20 protein-coding genes and 1 riboswitch are annotated in these 20,843 nt (G+C 52.3%); of the genes, 17 read left to right on the forward strand and 3 right to left on the reverse strand.

The genetic code is table 11. The features are described from left to right. The first annotated feature begins 283 nt into the window (after positions 1–283). The 5 genes from DQX05_RS18450 (at position 284) to DQX05_RS18470 (ending at position 6,900) form a co-directional block, all read left to right on the forward strand. Positions 284–2,143, forward strand: coding sequence for an ATP-binding protein (locus DQX05_RS18450; RefSeq protein WP_119794975.1), 1,860 nt, complete (start codon positions 284–286; stop codon positions 2,141–2,143). A 511-nt stretch (positions 2,144–2,654) separates the two neighbouring features. Continuing rightward, a complete protein-coding gene (locus DQX05_RS18455; RefSeq protein WP_119794976.1) occupies positions 2,655–3,434 on the forward strand; it encodes a transporter substrate-binding domain-containing protein in 780 nt (259 codons plus the stop codon). A 92-nt stretch (positions 3,435–3,526) separates the two neighbouring features. Then, the gene (locus DQX05_RS18460) at positions 3,527–4,189 is read left to right on the forward strand and encodes an amino acid ABC transporter permease (protein ID WP_240927510.1); all 663 of its coding nucleotides are present in this window, start codon (positions 3,527–3,529) and stop codon (positions 4,187–4,189) included. Then, the gene (locus DQX05_RS18465; RefSeq protein ID WP_119794977.1) at positions 4,173–4,895 is read left to right on the forward strand and encodes an amino acid ABC transporter ATP-binding protein; all 723 of its coding nucleotides are present in this window, start codon (positions 4,173–4,175) and stop codon (positions 4,893–4,895) included. Before DQX05_RS18460 ends, DQX05_RS18465 begins: the two co-directional genes overlap by 17 nt. A gap of 954 nt (positions 4,896–5,849) precedes the next feature. After that, a riboswitch (cyclic di-AMP (ydaO/yuaA leader) is annotated at positions 5,850–6,010 on the forward strand. Between the two features lie 8 nt (positions 6,011–6,018). Beyond that, the gene (locus tag DQX05_RS18470) at positions 6,019–6,900 is read left to right on the forward strand and encodes a 3D domain-containing protein (RefSeq protein WP_119794978.1); all 882 of its coding nucleotides are present in this window, start codon (positions 6,019–6,021) and stop codon (positions 6,898–6,900) included. A 69-nt stretch (positions 6,901–6,969) separates the two neighbouring features. Here the strand turns inward: DQX05_RS18470 and DQX05_RS18475 are convergent, their stop codons facing one another. Next, entirely contained in the window at positions 6,970–8,073 is a 1,104-nt protein-coding gene (locus DQX05_RS18475) for a polysaccharide deacetylase family protein (RefSeq protein WP_182914812.1), read from the reverse strand. A 145-nt stretch (positions 8,074–8,218) separates the two neighbouring features. On the opposite strand from DQX05_RS18475, the gene DQX05_RS18480 reads away from it, so the two are divergent. From DQX05_RS18480 to DQX05_RS18510, 7 genes are all read left to right on the forward strand, one after another. After that, positions 8,219–8,920 carry a dihydroorotate dehydrogenase electron transfer subunit gene (locus DQX05_RS18480; protein ID WP_119794979.1) on the forward strand — a complete coding sequence of 234 codons (702 nt, stop codon included), beginning with the start codon at positions 8,219–8,221 and terminating at the stop codon, positions 8,918–8,920. Further along, positions 8,901–9,836 carry a dihydroorotate dehydrogenase gene (locus tag DQX05_RS18485; protein ID WP_119794980.1) on the forward strand — a complete coding sequence of 312 codons (936 nt, stop codon included), beginning with the start codon at positions 8,901–8,903 and terminating at the stop codon, positions 9,834–9,836. The genes DQX05_RS18480 and DQX05_RS18485 overlap by 20 nt, the downstream gene beginning before the upstream one ends. Then, on the forward strand, positions 9,833–10,186 hold the full coding sequence (lpdD, locus tag DQX05_RS18490) for a prenylated flavin chaperone LpdD (RefSeq protein WP_119794981.1): 354 nt from the start codon (positions 9,833–9,835) through the stop codon (positions 10,184–10,186). Before DQX05_RS18485 ends, lpdD begins: the two co-directional genes overlap by 4 nt. A 235-nt stretch (positions 10,187–10,421) precedes the next feature. Next, complete coding sequence (locus tag DQX05_RS18495) at positions 10,422–11,096, forward strand: PspA/IM30 family protein (protein ID WP_119794982.1); 675 nt, start codon at positions 10,422–10,424, stop codon at positions 11,094–11,096. 90 nt (positions 11,097–11,186) lie between these two features. Continuing rightward, entirely contained in the window at positions 11,187–11,591 is a 405-nt protein-coding gene (locus tag DQX05_RS18500) for a DUF350 domain-containing protein (RefSeq protein WP_119794983.1), read from the forward strand. A 31-nt stretch (positions 11,592–11,622) separates the two neighbouring features. Further along, complete coding sequence (locus DQX05_RS18505; RefSeq protein WP_119794984.1) at positions 11,623–12,129, forward strand: DUF4178 domain-containing protein; 507 nt, start codon at positions 11,623–11,625, stop codon at positions 12,127–12,129. 11 nt (positions 12,130–12,140) lie between these two features. Beyond that, positions 12,141–12,890 carry a DUF4247 domain-containing protein gene (locus tag DQX05_RS18510; protein ID WP_119794985.1) on the forward strand — a complete coding sequence of 250 codons (750 nt, stop codon included), beginning with the start codon at positions 12,141–12,143 and terminating at the stop codon, positions 12,888–12,890. A 99-nt stretch (positions 12,891–12,989) separates the two neighbouring features. Here DQX05_RS18510 and xerS read toward each other — a convergent pair whose 3' ends face one another. Continuing rightward, a complete protein-coding gene (gene xerS, locus DQX05_RS18515; protein ID WP_119795068.1) occupies positions 12,990–14,072 on the reverse strand; it encodes a tyrosine recombinase XerS in 1,083 nt (360 codons plus the stop codon). Positions 14,073–14,265: 193 nt separating this feature from the next. Between xerS and DQX05_RS18520 the strand changes: the two genes are divergently transcribed. Together DQX05_RS18520 and DQX05_RS18525 are read left to right on the forward strand one after the other, a co-directional pair. After that, positions 14,266–15,630, forward strand: coding sequence for an MATE family efflux transporter (locus tag DQX05_RS18520; RefSeq protein ID WP_119794986.1), 1,365 nt, complete (start codon positions 14,266–14,268; stop codon positions 15,628–15,630). A 67-nt stretch (positions 15,631–15,697) separates the two neighbouring features. Continuing rightward, positions 15,698–16,864 carry a MalY/PatB family protein gene (locus tag DQX05_RS18525; RefSeq protein WP_119794987.1) on the forward strand — a complete coding sequence of 389 codons (1,167 nt, stop codon included), beginning with the start codon at positions 15,698–15,700 and terminating at the stop codon, positions 16,862–16,864. 58 nt (positions 16,865–16,922) lie between these two features. Here DQX05_RS18525 and DQX05_RS18530 read toward each other — a convergent pair whose 3' ends face one another. Further along, a complete protein-coding gene (locus tag DQX05_RS18530; protein ID WP_119794988.1) occupies positions 16,923–17,357 on the reverse strand; it encodes an SgcJ/EcaC family oxidoreductase in 435 nt (144 codons plus the stop codon). A gap of 290 nt (positions 17,358–17,647) precedes the next feature. Here DQX05_RS18530 and gnd point away from each other — a divergent pair, with 290 nt between their 5' ends. The 3 genes from gnd (at position 17,648) to DQX05_RS18545 (ending at position 20,813) form a co-directional block, all read left to right on the forward strand. Next, positions 17,648–18,547, forward strand: a complete 900-nt coding sequence (gene gnd, locus DQX05_RS18535) for a phosphogluconate dehydrogenase (NAD(+)-dependent, decarboxylating) (RefSeq protein WP_119794989.1) — start codon at positions 17,648–17,650, stop codon at positions 18,545–18,547. A 119-nt stretch (positions 18,548–18,666) separates the two neighbouring features. Then, positions 18,667–19,341 carry a GntR family transcriptional regulator gene (locus DQX05_RS18540; protein ID WP_119794990.1) on the forward strand — a complete coding sequence of 225 codons (675 nt, stop codon included), beginning with the start codon at positions 18,667–18,669 and terminating at the stop codon, positions 19,339–19,341. Positions 19,342–19,451: 110 nt separating this feature from the next. After that, complete coding sequence (locus tag DQX05_RS18545) at positions 19,452–20,813, forward strand: GntP family permease (RefSeq protein ID WP_119794991.1); 1,362 nt, start codon at positions 19,452–19,454, stop codon at positions 20,811–20,813. Positions 20,814–20,843 lie beyond the last annotated feature (30 nt).

A 20,843-nucleotide genomic window follows, 5' to 3' on the forward strand; every position in this document is an offset into this window, starting at 1 on the left:
CCGCGACCGGACTCTCACCGGCTAGATGATGCGTGCTTCGCTGGGCACGCTGAAAATGAAAAAGACTTTTGTATATGTGAACATATACAAAAGTCTTTTTTTATGGAAAATGGAAGATATAATATCTATGATAGACAAAACATACTATAATGGGATCGAACTTGATCGTAGGAAATGTCGCAAACCATCGTTTTATGTCATTGTCCAAGATTGAAATCCGTTAGTATTAGAGACTGGGCTCTGGCGATGCAGAAAAGAGCCGCCGAGCCAAACGGAGGCTGTTATGTTACGGACGATTCACCGGCAGATGATGGTCCGCATCTTTGTGACCGTTATTGCCGCACTTGCTGTCATTTCATTTTTTTCCCATCAAGCGGTACAATCGATCATACAGAGCAATATGACAGAGAATTATTTGAATCAGGTGAAGCTGGCTGCGAACGAGGTGGATTCGGCACTCCTTCATCACAAGAAATCGGTGGAAACGTTTTCCCGTATTATCCGCGAGCTTTACCGGCTGTCGGATGACGTGTCTTCTGACGTCAGGAGCGCTACGAGACTCTTCGCAAGAAGTCCCAACCAATTCGTCAACGGCTACTGGTTCACGGCACAGTCGAGCTATCATAACCAGGGACAGTACTTCGTCTGGTACGGTTATGATAAGAATGGAATGCCTCTCGAAATAAAGAGCGGACAGGAGACAGATGCATCGTCGCATGTCAATGAGAGCGAGTCGCGCTTCGATTACTATCATGGGGCAGCGAAGAGCGGCGGTACACATATTACCGCCCCTTTTATTGATCCGTTTACACATCAGCCCCTGCTGTCCATCAGTACGCCGGTCTACGATAAGAAGGGGCTGCTGTTGGGTGTGGCCGGCATCGACATCCATTACAATGATTTGCAGCAGGTCGGCTCTAGCCTCAGCTTCCATCCGGACAGCAAGACCTTGCTCATTACGAAAGACGGAGATTTGCTCTATGACCCGGACGAACAGCATACCATCTTCGCCAATTTGTACCGGGATTTCGATGAAGAGCTGATTCCGATATTCGAACAGGTCACAAAAGATATCGATGAGACCGCCGAGACGACATCGATGACCAGGTATCAGGATCGTAAAATGATCGTGTTTACAGTTGGCTTGAAAGAGACGGACTGGATTGCGATGATCATGCTTCCGGCAACGGTGATCGACTCCGTTCTTTACCACGTCACTTGGGTGACATTCTGCACCTTCACGTTGGCTGCAGTTGTTGTCGCACTGCTTCTGCATATGTGGATCCGCCGCCTTATTCACCGGCCTGTGCGCAGTCTGGTCGATGCCTCGTCCCGACTTGCCATGGGGGATTATAATGTGAGGGTGGAGCACGATCAGCATAATGAGTTCCGGTTGCTTGGCGAGCATATGAACCGGATGACCGATTCGCTCCACAAGCAAGTGCAGCTCGAGCAGGAGCTGAAGCGAATGGGCGCCTTGAAGGTTGTGGGTGAGATGGCGGCGGCCATCAGCCATGAGATACGCAATCCGTTGACGACGGTCAAAGGATTTCTGCAGCTGCTCCGCAGCAAGCCGGAGCATGTGAAGGAGCATGTATATTTCGACACGATGATGGAAGAAATCGAGCGTGCGAACTCCATCATTACGGAATACTTGACATTGGCGCAGCACAAAGTCGTCGAATTCCGCAAGCAATCATTGAACGATGTTATCAATCATATTTATCCGCTCGTGCAAGCATCGGCGACAACGGATTGCCAGGAGATTCGGCTTGAGCTGAACCCGGTGCCGGAATTCGAGATGGATGAAAAGGAAATTCGCCAACTGCTGCATAATCTGATTCGCAACGGGCTGGAGGCGATGGAAGCAAATCAGGCGCTGACGGTTCGGACCAGGTATGATGAGCATGTGATACATCTTGAGGTCGAAGATGAGGGGTCTGGCTTCGACACGACGATTTTGCAGTCGGCGGGAACCCCCTTCCTGACGACGAAAGCGGGCGGAACTGGCTTGGGGCTGTCCATCTGCTTCCGAATCGTACATCGTCATCAGGGAAGCATGGAGATCTCTTCCGTTCCGGGCAAAACACTTATACATATCCGATTTCCATTTATTCCGGAGAATTCAGATCCTGCTCTTTGAAGTTGCTCGGCAGGAAGCGTGTTCAAAGACATGTTCTTCCTGCCGTTTTATGCGTAAATATATACATAATAATACATATTGAGTCGTTCAGTCGCATAAGCTTCGGAATAGGTGGATTATTCCAAAAAATAGAACGAAAATGACACAGGAAAGGATGATGCTCTCCATAACCCGAGAAAACGGACAACTTACCTATTAGAGGTGTACCAAAAATAGCATATTAATTGCAGAATTGAAGAATAATTATGGATTTGCCGGTTTACTCAGATATTTGGATGAAAAACCGAAAATTTGCACATTTTACTGATAAAGTGGTTCCCTGCGACAATTGACCAGCGTTTATTTCTTCTATTGGTGAATTCTCCCGTAAAAGCAGCTATTCCAGCATCTTTTTTTGTTCTGAACCATTGTATATCTATACATTATCATGTATAATTGGTGACGACCGAAATCCTCCTATCATGGGAAGGAAGGATAATCAGAGAAGTGGGGATGAAGTGTAGTGAGAACAATGAAGATCGTAGCGGTATGTTCGCTATTAATGGCCATTCTGGTTGGCTGCGGAGCCAAAGGAGATAGTTACGACAATATTATGAGCAAGAAGACGCTCGTCGTCGGCGTCAGCGCCGATTATCCTCCATTCGAATTCCACAAGACGATAAACGGCAAGGATGAAATTGTCGGCTTCGACATCGACTTGGCGAACGAGATTGCGAAGGATCTGGGCGTTGAATTAAAGATTGATGATATGAAGTTCGAATCGCTAATCGGAGCCTTAAATACGGACAAGCTGGACATGGTTATTTCCGGTATGGATCCAACTCCAGATCGGGCCAAGGCGGTAGACTTCTCCGATCCGTACTACCTGGCTGAGGCAGGCGTCATCGTGCGTGCCGCGGACAAGGACAAGTACAAGACGCCGGAAGATCTGAAAGGGATGAAAATCGGGATTCAGAAAGGCTCGACTTTCGAGAATGTGATCTCACAGATTCCGGAAGCGCAGCCTGAATTGCTTGCCAAAGTAAGCGATCTCGTATTGGCGCTCGAATCGAACCGGGTAGAAGCGGTCATCGTTGAGAAGCCGGTCGCGAAGGCCTATGCCACGAACCGTCCTGAACTGGAGTTGTCGGATGCGGTGCTGCAGCCGGCGAGCGATGGCTATGTCATCGGCTTCCGCAAAGGCAGTCCGAAGATGGTCGAAGCTGCGAACAAGACGATTGCCCGCCTGAAATCGGAGGGCAAGCTGGACGAGTTCATTACGAAGGCAACCCAGATGGCGGAAGAGCAATAAGGCCCGATTCACACGGGGAGAAAGAGGCGGCGCAAGCCGCTCTTTTTCGTTCTATTACATGACAGGCAGAGATTGGAAAGGGGAAGAGGCTGTTGTTGGACTGGCTCTCTATGCTATGGGACTATAAATGGGATTATTTATCCGGAGCCCAAATTACGGTGCTGCTCTCACTGGTGGCGGTGCTCGCTGGCTTCGTGCTTGGCATAATTATTGTTTTGATGCGGATCGGGCCTTTCAAGCCGTTGAACTGGTTCGCAGTCGTCTATATCGAGCTTCTTCGCGGCACACCGCTGCTGGTGCAATTGTTTATTATTCATTTCGGACTGGCTCAGTTCGGTATCGAATTCAGCAAATTCACTTCCGGCGCAATTGCCGTATCGATTAACAGCTCGGCTTACTTGGCGGAAATTTTCCGATCGGGTATCCAGGCGGTGGATAAGGGGCAGGCGGAAGCCGCACGTTCGCTTGGCATGTCCAAGGGCATGACGATGAGATATATTATTTTGCCGCAGGCATTCCGTACGGTTATTCCCGCAATTGGGAACGAGTTCGTCACCATTATCAAGGAGAGCTCGATTGTCAGTCTGATCGGAATCGCGGACATTATGTTCCAGACGGATATTATCCGCAGCAAGACGTATACGGCAATGGGGCCGTTGCTTGGAGCGGCTATGATGTACCTCGTGCTGACGATTCCGCTGTCGAAGGCAATCGGTCTGCTGGAAAGGAAGTTGAAGAATGATCGAAATTCGTGATCTGCATAAATCGTACGGAGAGCTGAACATTTTGAACGGCTTGAACATGAAGATCGAACAAGGGGAAGTCGTCGTTGTTATCGGTCCGAGCGGCTCGGGCAAGAGCACCTTTCTGCGCTGTCTTAATCTGCTGGAGACGCCGACGGCAGGCGATATTTTGTTCGAAGGCATGAGAATCAATGACAAAAAGCATGATATTAACGCAACACGAGCGAAAATGGGCATGGTCTTCCAATCCTTCAACCTGTTCCCTCATATGTCGGTAATGGACAACATTACGCTGGCTCCGATTAAAGTGAAAGGGAAAAGCAAGGCGGAAGCGGAGGCGACCGCAATGGAGCTCTTGAAGAAGGTCGGATTGGCCGACAAGGCATCCGCTTACCCTGACCAGCTGTCCGGCGGACAGAAGCAGCGGATTGCGATTGCTCGGGCGCTGGCGATGGAGCCGCATGTCATGCTGTTCGACGAGCCGACATCCGCTCTGGATCCCGAGATGGTCGGCGAAGTGCTGGAAGTAATGAAGTCGCTCGCCCGAGACGGGATGACGATGGTGATCGTAACGCATGAGATGGGATTTGCGCGCGAGGTCGGTGATCGCATCGTGTTCATGGATGGCGGGCATATCGTCGAGCAGGGACTGCCGCAGCAATTGTTCTCGGCGCCCCAGCACCCACGCACGCAAGAATTCCTCGGACAAGTTCTCTAAACGAATCCGCCGGACACAATTCAAAATCGATGGAGACGGTTATCGATTGACCGTTCCGAGGCCGCAGCCAGCTGGGAATCCCGGCTGGTTCTGTTTTTGCTACCGACTGTCCTTACTATGCGAAAAAGATTCTCCGTACTTATCCGCTTTTCACTTCTAAAACATAAAGCTACCCCTTGCCCTCTATGAGCAATATCCCCATCAAGCAGGAAGTGGAAGATTGCCTGCTGATTCCTTATAAGCGGTATCCCCATCAAGCAGGAAGTGGAAGACTCCACGTTGGGTCCTTATAAGCAATATCCCCATCGAGCAGGAAGTGGAAGGCTCCGCACTGGTTCCTTATAAGCAATATCCCCATCAAGCAGGAAGTGGAAGATTCCGCACTGGTTCCTTATAAGCAGTCTCTCCATTATGCAGGGAAAAGACGTTTAAGGAGTTCTGACTCATGGATAAACGGGAAATTTTTTACCAAAACAGCTCCAAAAGCGGGGGCCACCTGACGGACAGGGATAGTCCCCCAAAGGCAGCAGACACCTGAACGATGGGGAAAGTGACCGAAAGGACACAAAATACCTGACGGACAGGGATAGTGCTACAAAGGCAGCGAAACAGTTGACGGATGGGGATATTGACCGGAAGGCAACAAGATACATGACGGACAGGGAGAATGCCCCAAAGACAGCGAAACAGCTGACGGATGGGGATATTGCTCAAAGGTGCGTGATACCAGTAGTTTGGAGATGTCCAATAATAGGAAAGGTCTGAACTGTTTACAAATTTGTAATCTATGATATAGTAGTAGTCGCTGGTTACAATTTTGTTACACACCTAATGCTTTTGGGACCGGATAAAGCGATTTCATACGTTATTTCGGCCCATTTTAAAGGCTAAAGAGGCATGTTGTTGTTTGTTTACCATTAACTGACTGCGCATAGGTTACAAAATTGTGATATGATGCAATTCGAGCCGAACATAGTACGGGGGATGATTGACCGGTGTTCATTCATAACGGGATGAGCGCCTTGGGGTGAATCAGCCGGCGAATCGCCGGCATGTAGGGTACTCCTTGACCCGAATCCGACAACTAACCTCGCAGGCTATCTTAAGGAGGAACATACACCATATGCGGAAAAAATCGATATTAAAGCTTACAACGGCACTGATAGGATTGAATCTGGTATTTCAAATGATGCCAGTTTATGCCGAGCCCTACACTGCTCAGGAAGGAGATACCTTCTATAAGCTTGCGAAGAAGCATCAGATTGATCTGGATGAATTGATGAAGGCGAACGCCAACATTGATCCTTTGAATATCTATGGAGGGCTGAAGCTGGAGCTTCCGAAGAAGACCCTGCAAGGTCTGGCGGTGGAATCGGAGAACGTGGCATTGATTGAAGCCGATAGGGATAAGGACGCATCGGCAGCGGACAAGGCTGGAGCATCTGCGGACAAGCCAGCGAAAGCTGCGAAAGAGGCCGCTGCACCAGCAGCGAAGGTGCAAACCGAGGAGAAAGCGAAGCCAGCAGCGAAGGCGCAAACCGAGGAGAAAGCGAAGCCAGCAGCGAAGGCGCAAACTGAGGAGAAAGCGAATACGGCGGCGAAGGCGCAAACTGAGGAGAAAGCGAATGCGGTTGCGGCAACGGCGAAGAAGAACGTAATTACGGTCTCCGGCAAGGAGATGACATATAAAAAGAAAGTGAACATGAAGGCCACTGCGTATACGGCCCATGCGAGTGAAAACGGAAAATGGGGCGCTGTTGATTACTTCGGCAACCCATTGAAGCTGGGGACAGTAGCCGTCGACCCGAAGGTCATTCCATTGGGAACGAAGCTGTTCATCACCGGTTATCAGTTCCAGCATCTTCCGCAAGGCGGGTTCATCGCGGAAGCCCGAGATATCGGCGGTGCCATCAATGGCAACAAGATTGATATTTTCGTTCCGGTGAGCAAGCAGATCGGCAGCACCTTCGGCATTCAAAATGTTGAAGTGTACATTATGTCTTAATTGATATCAGCATACGTTCAACCCCTGTCTACAGCGGCAGGGGTTGTTTTGCGTTTAAGACAGTTAGTTTCAATTATCTTTTTTGTCCTTGCGGTCCTGGAGCAGCTCCGGCACGGTGACAAAGTGGTACCGCTGTTGCTTCAATTGTTTAATGATGGACGGTAGGGCTTTGAGTGTTCCTTGCAAGTAACCATTTTGCTTGCTTCCTCCCGCATGATGAAGCACGATTGAACCGGGCCTGACCGCGCTCATAACGTTGTTATATACTTCCTTGGCGTTCAAGCCCCGCCAGTCGTTGGAATCGACATCCCAATTGACGACGAGATAGCCGTGATCCCCGGCCCATTTCAATTGCTCTTCATTGATCTCTCCGAAGGGAGGGCGATAGAACCTTGGCTTGTAACCGATAATCTCTTCAATTATCCGTTCTGCATCCTTCACTTGCTGCTCGAAGGCAGGCAGCGTCAGCTTCGTCATTAACGGATGGCTGTAAGAATGATTGCCGATAATATGGCCTTCCCGGACGATGCGCCGAACCAGCTCGGGATGGGCTTTCGCCCGAGAGCCGACGAGAAAGAAGGTCGCGCGAATGTTATGTTCCCGCAAAATATCCAGTACAAGCGGGGTTATTCGGTTATCGGGGACATCATCGAAGGTTAGGGCGACTCGGCGGAGTCCGCGCTTGGATCCATGAAGCTTGAAAATATGCGGGTATTTCATTCTAAGCTGAGCCAAGCTCAAATGGCGTTGGCTAATTCCGGATTTCGTATTCTGAGATGCAGATTGGGCTGGCTCCGGGATCGGAGGCTCCTTTGGCTTCATGACGGATTTCTGTTTCACGGCCTTCCGTCCCAAGGTGTCAGAACGGACCCCTTCATTGGCGGATTCCGTGTGGGCCGTGCCCTTTGTCTTCAAGTGGAACTTGGGCAAGGGCAGAGGCTGATTCGGCAGCGGATGCGGTTTGTCTTCCAGGACGAAGGAGATCGTGCCCTTGCCGGTCTCAGGCCGTTCCACCACTTCATGGGGCGGCTGTGGCGATGTCAACTCCGCTGATGGCTGGTTCGTTTCCAACGTGTTCAGCTGCGGATCCGGGGCCGCCTGATGCGAACGCGGAAAGCAGCCGGTTACTCCTACCAGGCACGCCAGCAGACAGCATATCTGTTTTGTGCGCAATAATCTTCCTCCTTTCCCGATTACACCTGTCTTCTTGTTATGTCCTTTGTCAGGGGGATTTATGCCCAACGTGACCTGCATCACAGATGAATGGCGCCGTTACAGGCATAGTAGAATTGCTAAAGGTGAACAAAGGAGCAGACACGTGCATAAGATTCTAACCAACAATCAGATAGCTCAAGATGTTTATCTCATGACCGTAGAGGGCACTTTTGAAGGACGGATGGGGCAATTCTATATGTTGCGGGCTTGGACCCATTATCCGCTTCTATCCCGTCCGATCAGTATCTACAATTTGGAGCCGGACTCTATCCAGTTTCTGTACAAAGTCGGAGGCGAAGGAACAGCCCGATTCGCAAGTCTTCGCCCTGGCGATTCGATCCAGCTGGAGGGGCCGTTCGGCAACGGGTTCCCGGAAGTTGACGGGAAGACTGCACTAGTCGGCGGAGGCATCGGCATCGCGCCTCTTCTGTACACGGCGAAACAATTGGACAAGCCGGATATTTATCTCGGATTTCGGGGAACGTCCTATATGACGGAAGAATTTGCTCCCTATGCGAGTGAGCTTGTCGTCCGAGTCGATGCGAACCTGCTGCTTGATGTCGATATGAAGAAATACGACAATATCTTTGTATGCGGACCGCTAGGAATGATGGAGGCGGCAGCCCGCATGGCGGAAGGAGTAGAGACAAAGCTGTACGTGTCTCTGGAGAAAAGAATGGCTTGCGGCATTGGAGCCTGCTACGGCTGCTCCGTGCGAACGGCAAGCGGCAACCGCAAGGTCTGCTCAGAAGGACCGGTATTTCAGGCACAGGAGGTGACGTGGCATGAGAAGCTTAGCGTGTAATGTGGCGGGAATCGAGTTCAAAAACCCGCTTGTCATGGCTTCCGGCACATTCGGCTTCGGGCAGGAATATGCCCAATACTATGATATCAATCAGCTTGGCGGCATCGCCTCCAAAGGACTAACCCTGCATCCGCGTCCTGGTAATGAGGGAACCCGTATATGGGAGACGGCAAGCGGGATTCTGAATAGTGTCGGCTTGGAAAATCCGGGCGTCGATGCGTTTCTTCAGGAAGAGATGAAGTTCTGGGAGAAGATAGAACCAGTCAAAATCGCTAATCTTGGCGGGAGCACTATCGAGGATTATGTGCTCGGCGCATTGAAGATTACGAAGGATGCCGAGGACCGCCGCAAATTGAACCGGCCCGCGGTAGATATGATTGAGTTGAATATATCATGCCCGAATGTGAAGGAGGGCGGCATGGCCTTCGGGATTCGGACCGAGGTCGCCCGGGAAGTGATTCGGGAAGTACGGCAGGTGACTTCGCTGCCGCTGGCGGTCAAGCTGTCGCCGAATGCGGAGAATGTGGTCGGCATGGCGTTCATGTGCCAGGAGGAGGGCGCGGAATGCGTGTCGCTCGTCAATACTTTTTCCGCGATGAAAATTGATATTTACGAGCGGCGCAGTGTGTTCCAGAATACGTATGCGGGGCTATCCGGTCCGGCTATCAAGCCGATTGCGCTGCGCATGGTGCATCAAGTCGCGCAGGCGGTCACGATTCCCGTGATGGGAATGGGTGGCATTTCCTCCTCGGAAGATATCATTGAGTTTATAATGGCGGGAGCCGAAGTGGTCCAGATCGGAACGTACAATTTCATGAATCTGCGGGCAGGCGAAGATCTGCTGAACGGTCTAACGGCCTTCATGGAAAAAGAGAATATTAACAGTTTGGATGAAATCCGGGGAATTATTTCATGAGCGGGATCGATAATGAAACGGCTCCGCCCGGAGGCGATATCCGGGTCGAGGCCATTCGGCAAGGGCGGGATTGGCTGTTCCTAGTGAGTGGAGGAGACGCGCATATCGGCGCCGTATCGACCTCGTGGAATGAAGCGGGACAGTGGAAGGTTGCCACACATACCGTTCCCGGGCATCGTGAGGACGAGCTCAGCGCGGCCATGGCCCTCCGGGCCGCGGAAGCGCTGGATACGACTGTAACCGTCGCGGCCGGCATTCATTACGACGATTTGCGGAAGGATGATATCGCGAAGGTCGTAGAGCAGGCGTGGCGGAGATTTTCCATCGAATTGGACCGGGTTCGCCGGTAAGTCCGACTATTATGCCGGGGTCGCTGTGACGGCCCCGGCATTCTCTGTATACAGAGACCAACTGTGACAGCTATCCTTCTCCCCCTCAGCGTGATAAAATAGGAAGAGCAAAAAAAGTGAAACAACGTCGGATTCCGTTCGTATGTATGGGTATAAAGACGGCATAATAACATGCCCAGGAGTCCAAGATTTCCAGGATACACTGAGGATAAGACTGCATAGGGAGGAACTGTCCATGTCATTATTCAAACGCTTGCGTGATGTAACCATGTCCAACATTTATGCACTGATTGAGAAAGCCGAAGATCCTATTAAGATGACGGATCAATACTTGCGAGACATGCAAGAGGATCTGGAGGAAGCGGAACGTGCGGTAGCTCAGCAGATCGCGATCGAGAAGCGCTTCAAGCAATCGTACGAGGAGCAAGCTGCGTTGGTGAAGAAGCGCGAGGAGCAGGCGCATATCGCCGTGCAGGCCGAAAATCTGGATCTTGCCCGCCGTGCGCTGGAAGAGAAAAAAGCCGCCGAAGAGAAGATGAATGAGTTCAAGGCGAGCTACGAGCAGAATAAGGCTTCCGCCGACAACCTTCGCGCGAAGCTGGACGAGATGCGGAAGCAGTATTCCGACATGAAGAGCAAGCGCGAGACGCTGGTTGCACGCTACAATGCAGCGAAGGCACAGACGGAAATCAACAAGGCGATGTCAGGATTCAGCTCCGATACGGCGATGTCCGGATTGAAGCGAATGGAAGACAAAATGCTTGCAATGGAAGCTCAGGCCGAAGCCTCGAACGAGATGAACGGTTCTTCCAAATCGCTTGACGACGAGTTCGCCAAGCTTGGCAAGAACAAGGATGTTGAGGACGAACTCGCGGCCATCATGAAAAAATACGATAAATCCGCTGAGTAAGAGTAAGGACGCTTGCCGCTAGGGCAAGCGTCCTTCTTAAGCAGTAGGTGCAGAAATCTCATCGAATGGTAAGGGGAGTGCAGTATTAACATGATTCTCGACAATATTGCCGGGATCGCGCTATGGACGGCAATGGGAGCTTTGCTCCTGTTCTTGCTCATGTTCGTGGATTCGCTGTTCACGGGTTACAATGATATTCAGGAAATGCGGGCAGGGAATGTCGCGGTGACGACCCGCTTCGTCATGAAGCTCTTCTCGCAAGGATTCATCCTGTCGAGCTCGATAAAGGTTGCCTACAACCTGGCCGAAGCGCTGTTCATGTCGGCTGTCTCCTTCGTCATCCTCCTCATTCTGGAGTTCATCCTCCGCCTGCTGTTCCGGAGCGGGTTCGGCATGAACCTGGAGGAAGGCACGAAGGAGGGGCGGATGTCGTATGCCCTGGTAGCCGGTTCGATGCATGTCGTAGGCGCGCTCATCATCGCCGCCTGTCTGTAACGGACAGACGGGAACGGAAGGAGAGATACGGATGAGCTTGTGGAAACGGATCAAAAACATCATGGTCAAGCCCGAGACGCCGCAGCCCGAAAAAAAACCGTCCATGTTGGAACCGGGAGATATTTGCGAAGTATCTCTAATCAGCTATGAGATCATCGGACGTACCGATTGGCGGGTTCGACCGGGTGCCTGGGTTACCTTGCGTGACGGGGCGAACATCCGGTACTTGCATGTAGAAGAGCGGGAACAGCCTTATTACAGCCTGTATCAAGTGATTGACGGACGGCTCGATTCGGTGGAGGAGGTTCCGACGGAGATCGAGCTGGACGGAAGATGGTTCTATCTTGAGGATCAATTTGATGGCAGAGTGATCTGCACGGGGCAGACGCCGTTCGGAACAGCCGGAGAGCAATATGTATGGCAATACCAGTCCGACGACCGGAAGCTGCTCCGCATCGAGTGGCAGGGCGGCCGCTTCCAGTTGTATGAAGGCGAAGCGGTTATCGCGGCGGATGTGCGCATCATCCGCCGATCATGAGGAGCTCCGCCATGAATACACGGGGTTGGAATGCCGTCAAATGGATCATTATCGCCAGCCTTCTCTTCCCGCTGTTGGCGGCTTGCGGACAGATCGATCTGTCCGCATCGTATCCGCTGGAATCGGTGGCGAGAGACGGAAGCAGCACCTCCTATATCTATCGCGCGGAGGATACGCCGGTGCCGGAGGCGGCTGAGGCGATTGCGGAGCAGCGCAGGCCGGAGCAAATATCGGAAACGAGTACCGAGCGAATGTTCCTGGTCTACCCCGATCAGCTGATTCAGATCCAGCAGGATCCGGCGAAGCTGGAAGACAGCTTGATCGAGGTCGATTCCAAAGAATATGTAAAGAACAATTACGATCGCAGCTTCCTGGAGATGTACATACAATATCGTCTGCTGGATACGCTGTTCGACTCGCTCCGAGGATCGGGGGGCTACCGGGGATATACGGATCGGGGGGATTACAAGCCATCGAAGCCGTATCGGACGCCGACGACCGAGGAGAAGAAGAAGATCCCTCCGCTTACCGTCGAACGGAAGGGCTCAATCTTCCGCCGTGGCACGAACAGCAACGATTCGACGGTCGGCAGCGGGGGGAGCATCTTCAAGCGTACGCCGTCCGACAGCAATACGCGGGGCTCGATCACAAGGAACAAAAAGGAGTACGACAATTCGTCCAAGTACACGCCGCCTAAGGTGAAGAAGTATAAACCGCCGAAGACGCGAAGCCGCTCGGGCAGCATTTTCCGGCGAAGGTAAGCAGCGCCGCCCCTACCGTTGTTATACGGGAAGGGCGGCGTTTGCATGCGGAGAGGAGGGATTGGCCGTTGATAGCAAGCTCGCACCAGAGCGCTGCGGCTATTCCTCTCCCCGGCGCTCGATCGCCTCGGACATCGTCTTGTCCGTCAGATGGGCGTAGATCTCGGTCGTCTCCGTCGAAGCATGGCCGAGCTGCTCCTTCGTCTTGTAAATATCATTTTGCAAATAATAGTCCGTCGCGAAGGAGTGGCGCAGCTTATGAACGGTGAGGGCCGGCTTGCCGAACCGCTTCGCGTATTTGAGAATCATCTGCTGCATGGCCCGCTTTGTCATCCGTTTGCCTTCGGTCTCCCCGTTCTTGATGGCGAGGAAGAAGGCGCGTTCCTTTTTCGGGGCTGCATAGCGCTCGGATCTGAGGTCGATATAATCCTGCAGATGCTGCTTGGCGCTGTCGCGGAAATAGACCGGCGTCTTGAAGGTGTCGTCATTATGGCCTTTGCGGTAGACGTTGACTAGCTTCCGGTTCATATCGATATCGTCCATATTCAAGTTGACGACTTCGCTTACCCGCAGCCCGGAGTTCAGGATAAGGCTGACGATCGCCGCATCGCGCACCGCATTGAGAGCATGGGCATAAGATGCCTGCTTATTGTCGGTGACGTCATGAGCGTATCCGGTTCGGACATATTCGACGAATTCGTCCAGTTCCTGCTCCTCCAGAAGCTTGCCCTTCAGCTTCGCTGCCGTATCCTTCGGCTTATGTACGCGCTTGATCTCGATCTTGGCCATGACGTTCCGCTTCAACAACGGGTAAAATTGCTCGTCCTCCGCAATCTGGCTCAAGTAGTGAAATAGAGAGCGAAGCGAGGAGAGCTTGCGGGATACCGTCACTCTCGAATTGGCCGTTTCTTTGTATGTCGTCAAATAAATGCGGAAGGACGTAATATGCTCCATCCGAAGCTGCTCCAGATCGGCAAGCGTCACATCCCGCGTCTGCTCCGCTTCGGTGAGGCGCTCTGCCACGAGCCAGCCCAAAAAAATCTCGTAATCCCGCACATATTCCAGCAGCGACGAAGGGGACAGATCCGGCAGCTTGTATTCGATAAATTGCTGGATGTACCATGGCAAGGCAGGCAGCTTGGCATTCAGGGCCGCCCGATCCTTCGCTTTCTGAATCGTCATCATCGGTCGAGCACTCCTTTCCTCGTCTATATTGTAACCGAACCTGCGTTCCCAAGCAAAAGATTCCGTTTGATGTTACAATGGGTGAGGTGTTCTACGCGCATGCAATTATCTCCTTGTTGCCGGGGCAGAGCGGCCGATCTCGGCCTTATGCGAGCTGAAACAATATGACAGTTAAGGAGCAGGCAACATCATGAAGCAAACTTTTACGCAGCAACAAAAAATCGTTCAGCTGTTGCATATTTTATTGCCAATCTTCGTTACACAGGTTGCCATGCAACTCATGTCCTTTTTCGATACGGTCATGTCCGGCAAATATAGCGCGACCCATCTGGCTGGCGTCGCGATCGGCGGCAGCATCTGGGCTCCCGTCTACACTGGCATAAGCGGGATCTTCCTCGCCGTCACCCCGATCATCGCCCATCATATGGGGGCAGGCCGGAAGGGGGAAGTGGCGCCGAGTGTAACCCAGGCAGCGTATCTGTCCGTCATCGTCGGCGCTGTCGTCATTCTGGTCGGCTCGTTCGTTCTGGAGCCAGTTCTGTCCGCCATGAGTTTGGAGACGGAAGTTCATCGGGTCGCGAAGGAGTATCTTATTGCGCTCGGCTTCGGTGTCATTCCGGCATTTCTTTATACAGTCTTCCGGGCAAGCATTGACGGTCTCGGACAGACCCGGGTTACGATGTTCATCACGCTGCTGTCCTTCCCCGTCAATGTCACTCTCAACTATTTCTTTATTTTCGGGAAATTCGGATTTCCGGAAATGGGGGGCATCGGCGCCGGGATCGCGACTGCGATTACATATCTCATTATTGTCATTGTCGCCTTTCTGTTCTTGCGCGGCAATGCGATGATGCAATCGATGGGCATGCTGAGGCAGTGGGGAGGGATCTCCTTCTCCCGCTGGAAAGAGATTCTTCGCATCGGCACGCCGATCGGGCTGTCCATCTTTTTCGAGGTCAGCATCTTCGCGGCGGTAACGCTGTTCATGAGCGAGTATGACACGAATACGATTGCGGCGCATCAGGCTGCATTGAATTTCGCGTCGCTGCTCTATATGCTGCCGATGAGCATTGCGATGGCCTTGACGATCGTTATCGGCTTCGAGGCGGGGGCGAAGCGGTTTTCCGATGCGAAGCAGTATACGCGCATTGGCATTTTCTCTGCCGTGACCCTTGCATCCCTGTTCGCTGTGCTGTTGCTCCTGTTCAACCACAAGGTCGCCGGCATGTACTCCGATGAGCCGGGGGTGCGGCTGCTGACCGAGTCATTTCTAATATATGCGATATTTTTTCAACTGTCCGATGCGGTGGCCGCTCCGGTCCAAGGAGTGCTGCGGGGGTATAAAGATGTGAACGCGGTATTTTTGATCGCCCTGATGTCTTATTGGGCTATCGGACTTCCGGTCGGCTTCGTGCTGGCCAAGTTCACCACGCTTGCTGCATACGGATATTGGATCGGTCTTATCAGCGGCCTGGCCGTGGGCGCGGTCTGCCTGTTCACGCGGCTCGCAATTATGGAACGCCGGTATGCGAAGACTGGCACTGCGGCGACTTAAGCAGAGGTCAGATTCTTTGATATCAGCCAATAGCTTGTTATGTTTATGATGAAGAGGAGGATAAATCATGTACGATTTCGAGAAGACAATCGATCGGGCGGCATTCGACGCCCTCAAAGCAGTGCCTTTCAACCCATCACAGGAAGGGTGTATCCCGCTGTGGGTTGCGGATATGGATTTCCCGGCGGCGCCGGCGATCCAGGAGGCGCTTGTGACCCGCATGGGCAAGCCGAGCTATGGATATACCTTGTGTACCGACCGGTATTATTCAGCCGTCATCGACTGGATGAAGCGCCGGCATCAGTGGGATGTCGCCAAGGAATGGTTCGTGCTGACGCCGGGCGTGGTACCGGCTATGGGGTTCGCTGTCCGGGCCTTGACGGCGCCGGGGGACAAGGTGATGATCCAGACGCCGGTCTACCCTCAATTCGCCAAAATGATTCAATCCAACGGGGCAACGCTCGTTACGAATCCGCTCAAGCTGGTTGATGGCCGGTATGAGATCGATTTCGAGGATTTCGAGCAGAAAGTGAAGGACCCGGCGCTCAAGCTGTTCTTCCTCTGCAACCCGCACAACCCGGTAGGACGGGTATGGAAGCGGGACGAGCTGCAGAAATTGGCCGAGTTGTGCCTGGAGCATGACGTCATCATTTTCTCGGATGATATCCACCATGATTTCACTTATGGCGATCATCAATATATTCCGATTGCGACGCTCTCCCCGGATGTTGCGGCACGGACGATTACGGCGACATCTCCGAGCAAGACGTTCAGCATCGCGAGCTTCAAAATGGGCAATATTTTCATAGAAGAAGAAGGGCTGCGCCAGAAATACCGGAAGGCGGTGGAAAGCGCCGGAGTTGCTGCGCTCGATCTGGGCGCCATTGAGGCGACGATTGCCGGATATTCGAAGGGAGAGGCATGGTTCGACGAAGCTCTGAAGTATATTGAAGGGAACAGCCAATATATTGAGCAGTTTGTCGCCGAGCGCATTCCGCAGGTGAAGACCTTCGCCCAGGAAGGAACGTATTTGAAGTGGCTCGATTGGCGGAGCTTCGGGATGACGGACAAGGAACTGAATGCCTGGGCGCTGAACGAGGCCAAAGTATGGTTAAGTGAAGGTCATGCCTTCGGGAAGGAAGGCAGCGGATTTATGCGGCTTAATATGACCTCGCGCCGGGCGGTCATCGAGGAAGCGATGGAGCGTCTGGCACGGGCCGCGGAGCGGCTGTAGGTATGATGTGCAAGGGCGGGGGCAGCGTTCGGCCCCCTTATCCAACCCGAACCGGCTGCTAGGGCGTCATCAGCTTCATCATCACTTTATGCATGACGCTCGGAACCTGGATGCGGCAATTATGGAAGGCGGCTATTTTCCACTTCCCGTTCTGTTTTACGGCCACGTTCGTGTTCATTGAATTTCTTTTTTTGGACGCACGCTTATTCCAGCGGAGCTGGACGACGCCGACCGCATGGAAAATGGCCGTATCCGGCGCAATGAAGCGCAGATTTGTTATTTTTCCGCTAAGGGTCGAGCCTCGAAGCACTCCTTCCCACAGCTTATAATGCATGTCCGCAATGTTGTCTCTCCCTGTAATATGCTCTCCGTGAAAAGTGACATAATCGGCATCTTCCGTGAAGCAGAGTCCATATGCTTTGCCGTCTCCATGGTTCCAGGCAACCGATAAGGAATCAAATAAGTCATGTATCTCCTGTATATCGTCCTTCATGAACCGTCTCTTCCTTTCATCTGGGTGATCGTGCCCTGCTCCACATCCTTATAAGGAAAATGATATGTTCTACATATTGTGCCAATTTTTCGTTCGTCCTATGTGTAATCTGTCCCTAGAGCAAGTCATTATCACTAGCGCATACTCGGTCGACGATTCGGCCAAAGTAGATATATCGAAATCGCTTACAAATTTCTTCTTTACAGATTCCCGAGAACAAGGTAAGATAGGAACTGCAAAAGTTGTATACAAGTATACTTGTAGTGTAATTCAAGGAGTGAAGAGACAGCATGAATATAGGCATGATAGGACTCGGCAAGATGGGTTTCAATCTGGTAAACAACATGCTTCGGCATGGGCACCAGGTTGCCGCATATGATGTGAATCCGGACCCGCGTCAGAAAGCGGCGGAATTGGGAGCGATTGCAGCGGATTCGATTGAGGAGCTTGTCTCCAAGCTGCCGTCACCGAAGATCGTGTGGATGATGGTACCGGCCGGCGGAACCGTGGATCATGTCATTGAGACGCTTATTCCGCTCCTGACGCAGGGGGACATCGTCATTGACGGAGGCAATTCGCATTACAAGCAGTCAGTCGCCCGCGGCGAGAAGCTGCAGCAGCATGGTATTCATTATATGGATGTAGGCACATCGGGCGGCACCGAAGGCGCTGCCCATGGCGGATGCTTCATGATTGGCGGTAAGGAAGAGGTATTCAAGCTGCTGGAGCCGTTATTCCGGGATATCGCGGTGGAACAAGGTTATCTGTATGGGGGCAAGAGCGGCAGCGGACATTTTCTGAAAATGGTCCACAACGGCATTGAGTACGGAATGATGCAGTCGATCGCTGAAGGATTCGAGCTGTTGGATAAGAGCGATTTTGAATTCGACTATGAATCGGTTGCCCGTGTATGGTCGAACGGATCGGTCATCCGCAGCTGGCTGATGGACTTGACGCAGAATGCGTTCGCGAAGGATCCTCGTCTCGAAGGCATCCGCGGCGTGATGCAGAGCTCGGGCGAAGGCAAATGGACCGTCGAGACGGCATTGGATCTGCAGGCAAGCGCACCGGTCATCGCGATGTCTCTCTTCATGAGATATCGTTCGTTGGAGTCGGATACGTTCCACGGCAAGGTGGTCGCTGCGCTGCGGAATGAATTCGGCGGGCATCAGGTGGAGAAAAACGGCTGAACAAGCCTGCGCGAGCATCAACCTAATGGAATATTCCAGTGAATGTATGATAGAATTTGATAGTATCTGATTTTGTTCATTGGGGACATTATTTATTTCATTAGGAGAGTTGGAGTTCGATGCATTATCCACAAGAATGGCTGCAGGGCGCTTCCCTCGGGGAATCGATCGCCTGCGAGCTGCGTCTGCACATCATAAATGGAACAGTAAAGCCCGGCGAGATCATCTCGGAGAACCGAATCGCTGCCGACTTCGGTACGAGCCGCTCGCCGGTCCGGGAAGCGTTGAAAACGTTGTCTAACGAAGGTCTTATCCGGTTGGAACGAATGGGCGCGGTCGTGCTCGGCCTCAGCATGAAGGATGTCGAGGAGTTGTATGATGTCCGGTTCCTAATCGAGAGCTTCGTACAGCAGAGGCTGGTGAGTGCGGATCAGGAACGGCTTATTGTGAAGCTGAATCAGATAATCGATAAGATGGAGCTGGCTGTGAAGTATCGCGATGTAACCGATTTCGCTTTTCAGGATTTGTCTTTTCACGAGGCAATTATCGCGGCGGCAGATCATAACCGCATTATGCATCTGTGGACTAGCATCCGCCAAATTGTGATGAGTGTCATGCTTATTACGACGGAAGAAATCTTCTCCGAGGGAGAGGACAAGCTCCGTACCGTCATCGAGAAGCACCGGACCATTGTGCGGGGCCTGGAATCCAAGGACGCGAACAAAATACAGCAGGTGGTTCAAGCTTATTTTGCGGATTCGCGCCGGACGCTTCATATTAGCTTGCCGCAATAGGGAGCAGGAAGCCGATATCGGGCTTCTGCTTACTCAAGTTGTCGACAAGTATACAGTATGGTTTAGGACAAGTTAACAAGATAGGTATGGTTAAGGGAGGGTTCTGCAACATGAGTACGCTATTCGGATTAAGCAATAACGTAACCCTGCTACTATGGACGCTGGTTGCGATCGTGTTTCTTATTGTGTTCATTGCCAAATTCAAATGGAATCCTTTTGTCACCCTGCTTCTGTCTGCGCTCCTGCTCGGTCTGCTCACCGGCATGCAGCCGCTCGAAGTGGTCAAGTCTATCACGAGCGGCCTGGGCGGAACGCTGGGCACGATCGCGATCGTTATCGCACTCGGGACGATGCTTGGCAAAATGATGGCGGAATCCGGCGGAGCGGAACAGATCGCGTCTACGCTGGTTGACAAGTTCGGCGAGAAGCGCGTCCACTGGGCGATGATGCTCGTCGGATTTATTGTCGGAATTCCGGTGTTCTTCGAAGTCGGTGTCATTCTGTTGATTCCTATCGTATTCACCGTGGCCCGCAAAACGAAAATGTCGCTTCTGCAAATCGGGATTCCGATTCTGGCCGGCCTGTCGACGGTGCATGGGCTTGTGCCGCCGCATCCGGCACCGATGATCGCGATTGATGCCTATCAAGCGGACCTCGGAAAAACAATTCTGTACTCGCTGCTGATCGGATTGCCGACGGCGATCATTGCGGACCCTGTATTCGGCAAATACATCGGTAAGCGTATCCAAGTCGAGCCGCCGGCGAAGCTGGCAGAGCAGTTCGCCCTGAAGAACGAGCGTCAGCTGCCCGGCTTCGGCATCACACTCTTCACTATCTTGCTGCCGGTTATTCTGATGCTAATCGGGTCGATTGCCAATATTGTCGATCCGGAAGGGGTTAGCGGCTGGACCGTATTCTGTGAGTTCATTGGCCATGAGATTATCGCCTTGCTGATCTCGGTTGTATTCTCGTTCTTCTCGCTTGGCTTCGCCAGAGGCTTCAAGAAAGAGGATATCTCCCGCTTCACGAGCGAATGTCTTGCGCCTACGGCGACAATCATTCTGATTATCGGCGGGGGCGGAGCCTTCAAGCAAGTGCTGATTAATAGCGGCGTTGGAGATGCAATCGCTGCCATTGCCACTCAGGCCAACATCAATATCATTCTGTTCGCCTGGTTCGTAGCCGCACTTATCCGCGTCGCTACCGGATCGGCGACCGTCGCCATGACGACGGCGGCCGGTATCGTCGCGCCAGTGCTGCCGCTGAATCCGGGCGTGAACGTGGAACTGGTCGTGCTGGCGACCGGGGCAGGCTCGATTGTGCTGTCCCATGTGAATGATGCCGGCTTCTGGATGGTGAAGGAGTTCTTCAATATGTCCGTTCCGCAGACGTTGAAGTCATGGACCGTGATGGAGACTGTGCTGTCGGTGGTTGGATTGATTTTTATACTCCTCCTCAGTACAGTGGTATAAGAGCAGGAGAATGACGGGAAAGAAGGTAGT

Source organism: Paenibacillus thiaminolyticus, from assembly GCF_003591545.1.
Classification (GTDB): Bacteria; Bacillota; Bacilli; order Paenibacillales; family Paenibacillaceae; genus Paenibacillus_B; species Paenibacillus_B thiaminolyticus_A.

Coding starts and splice junctions, on each gene's coding strand:
- DQX05_RS18465 (WP_119794977.1), top strand. CDS start 4,173: ATGATCGAAATTCGTGATCTGCATAAATCGTACGGAGAGCTGAACATT.
- DQX05_RS18520 (WP_119794986.1), top strand. CDS start 14,266: ATGAAGCAAACTTTTACGCAGCAACAAAAAATCGTTCAGCTGTTGCAT.
- DQX05_RS18450 (WP_119794975.1), top strand. CDS start 284: ATGTTACGGACGATTCACCGGCAGATGATGGTCCGCATCTTTGTGACC.
- DQX05_RS18495 (WP_119794982.1), top strand. CDS start 10,422: ATGTCATTATTCAAACGCTTGCGTGATGTAACCATGTCCAACATTTAT.
- DQX05_RS18510 (WP_119794985.1), top strand. CDS start 12,141: ATGAATACACGGGGTTGGAATGCCGTCAAATGGATCATTATCGCCAGC.
- DQX05_RS18455 (WP_119794976.1), top strand. CDS start 2,655: ATGAAGATCGTAGCGGTATGTTCGCTATTAATGGCCATTCTGGTTGGC.
- DQX05_RS18485 (WP_119794980.1), top strand. CDS start 8,901: ATGAGAAGCTTAGCGTGTAATGTGGCGGGAATCGAGTTCAAAAACCCG.
- lpdD (WP_119794981.1), top strand. CDS start 9,833: ATGAGCGGGATCGATAATGAAACGGCTCCGCCCGGAGGCGATATCCGG.
- DQX05_RS18525 (WP_119794987.1), top strand. CDS start 15,698: ATGTACGATTTCGAGAAGACAATCGATCGGGCGGCATTCGACGCCCTC.
- gnd (WP_119794989.1), top strand. CDS start 17,648: ATGAATATAGGCATGATAGGACTCGGCAAGATGGGTTTCAATCTGGTA.
- DQX05_RS18540 (WP_119794990.1), top strand. CDS start 18,667: ATGCATTATCCACAAGAATGGCTGCAGGGCGCTTCCCTCGGGGAATCG.
- DQX05_RS18530 (WP_119794988.1), bottom strand. CDS start 17,357: ATGAAGGACGATATACAGGAGATACATGACTTATTTGATTCCTTATCG.
- xerS (WP_119795068.1), bottom strand. CDS start 14,072: ATGACGATTCAGAAAGCGAAGGATCGGGCGGCCCTGAATGCCAAGCTG.
- DQX05_RS18505 (WP_119794984.1), top strand. CDS start 11,623: ATGAGCTTGTGGAAACGGATCAAAAACATCATGGTCAAGCCCGAGACG.
- DQX05_RS18470 (WP_119794978.1), top strand. CDS start 6,019: ATGCGGAAAAAATCGATATTAAAGCTTACAACGGCACTGATAGGATTG.
- DQX05_RS18500 (WP_119794983.1), top strand. CDS start 11,187: ATGATTCTCGACAATATTGCCGGGATCGCGCTATGGACGGCAATGGGA.
- DQX05_RS18545 (WP_119794991.1), top strand. CDS start 19,452: ATGAGTACGCTATTCGGATTAAGCAATAACGTAACCCTGCTACTATGG.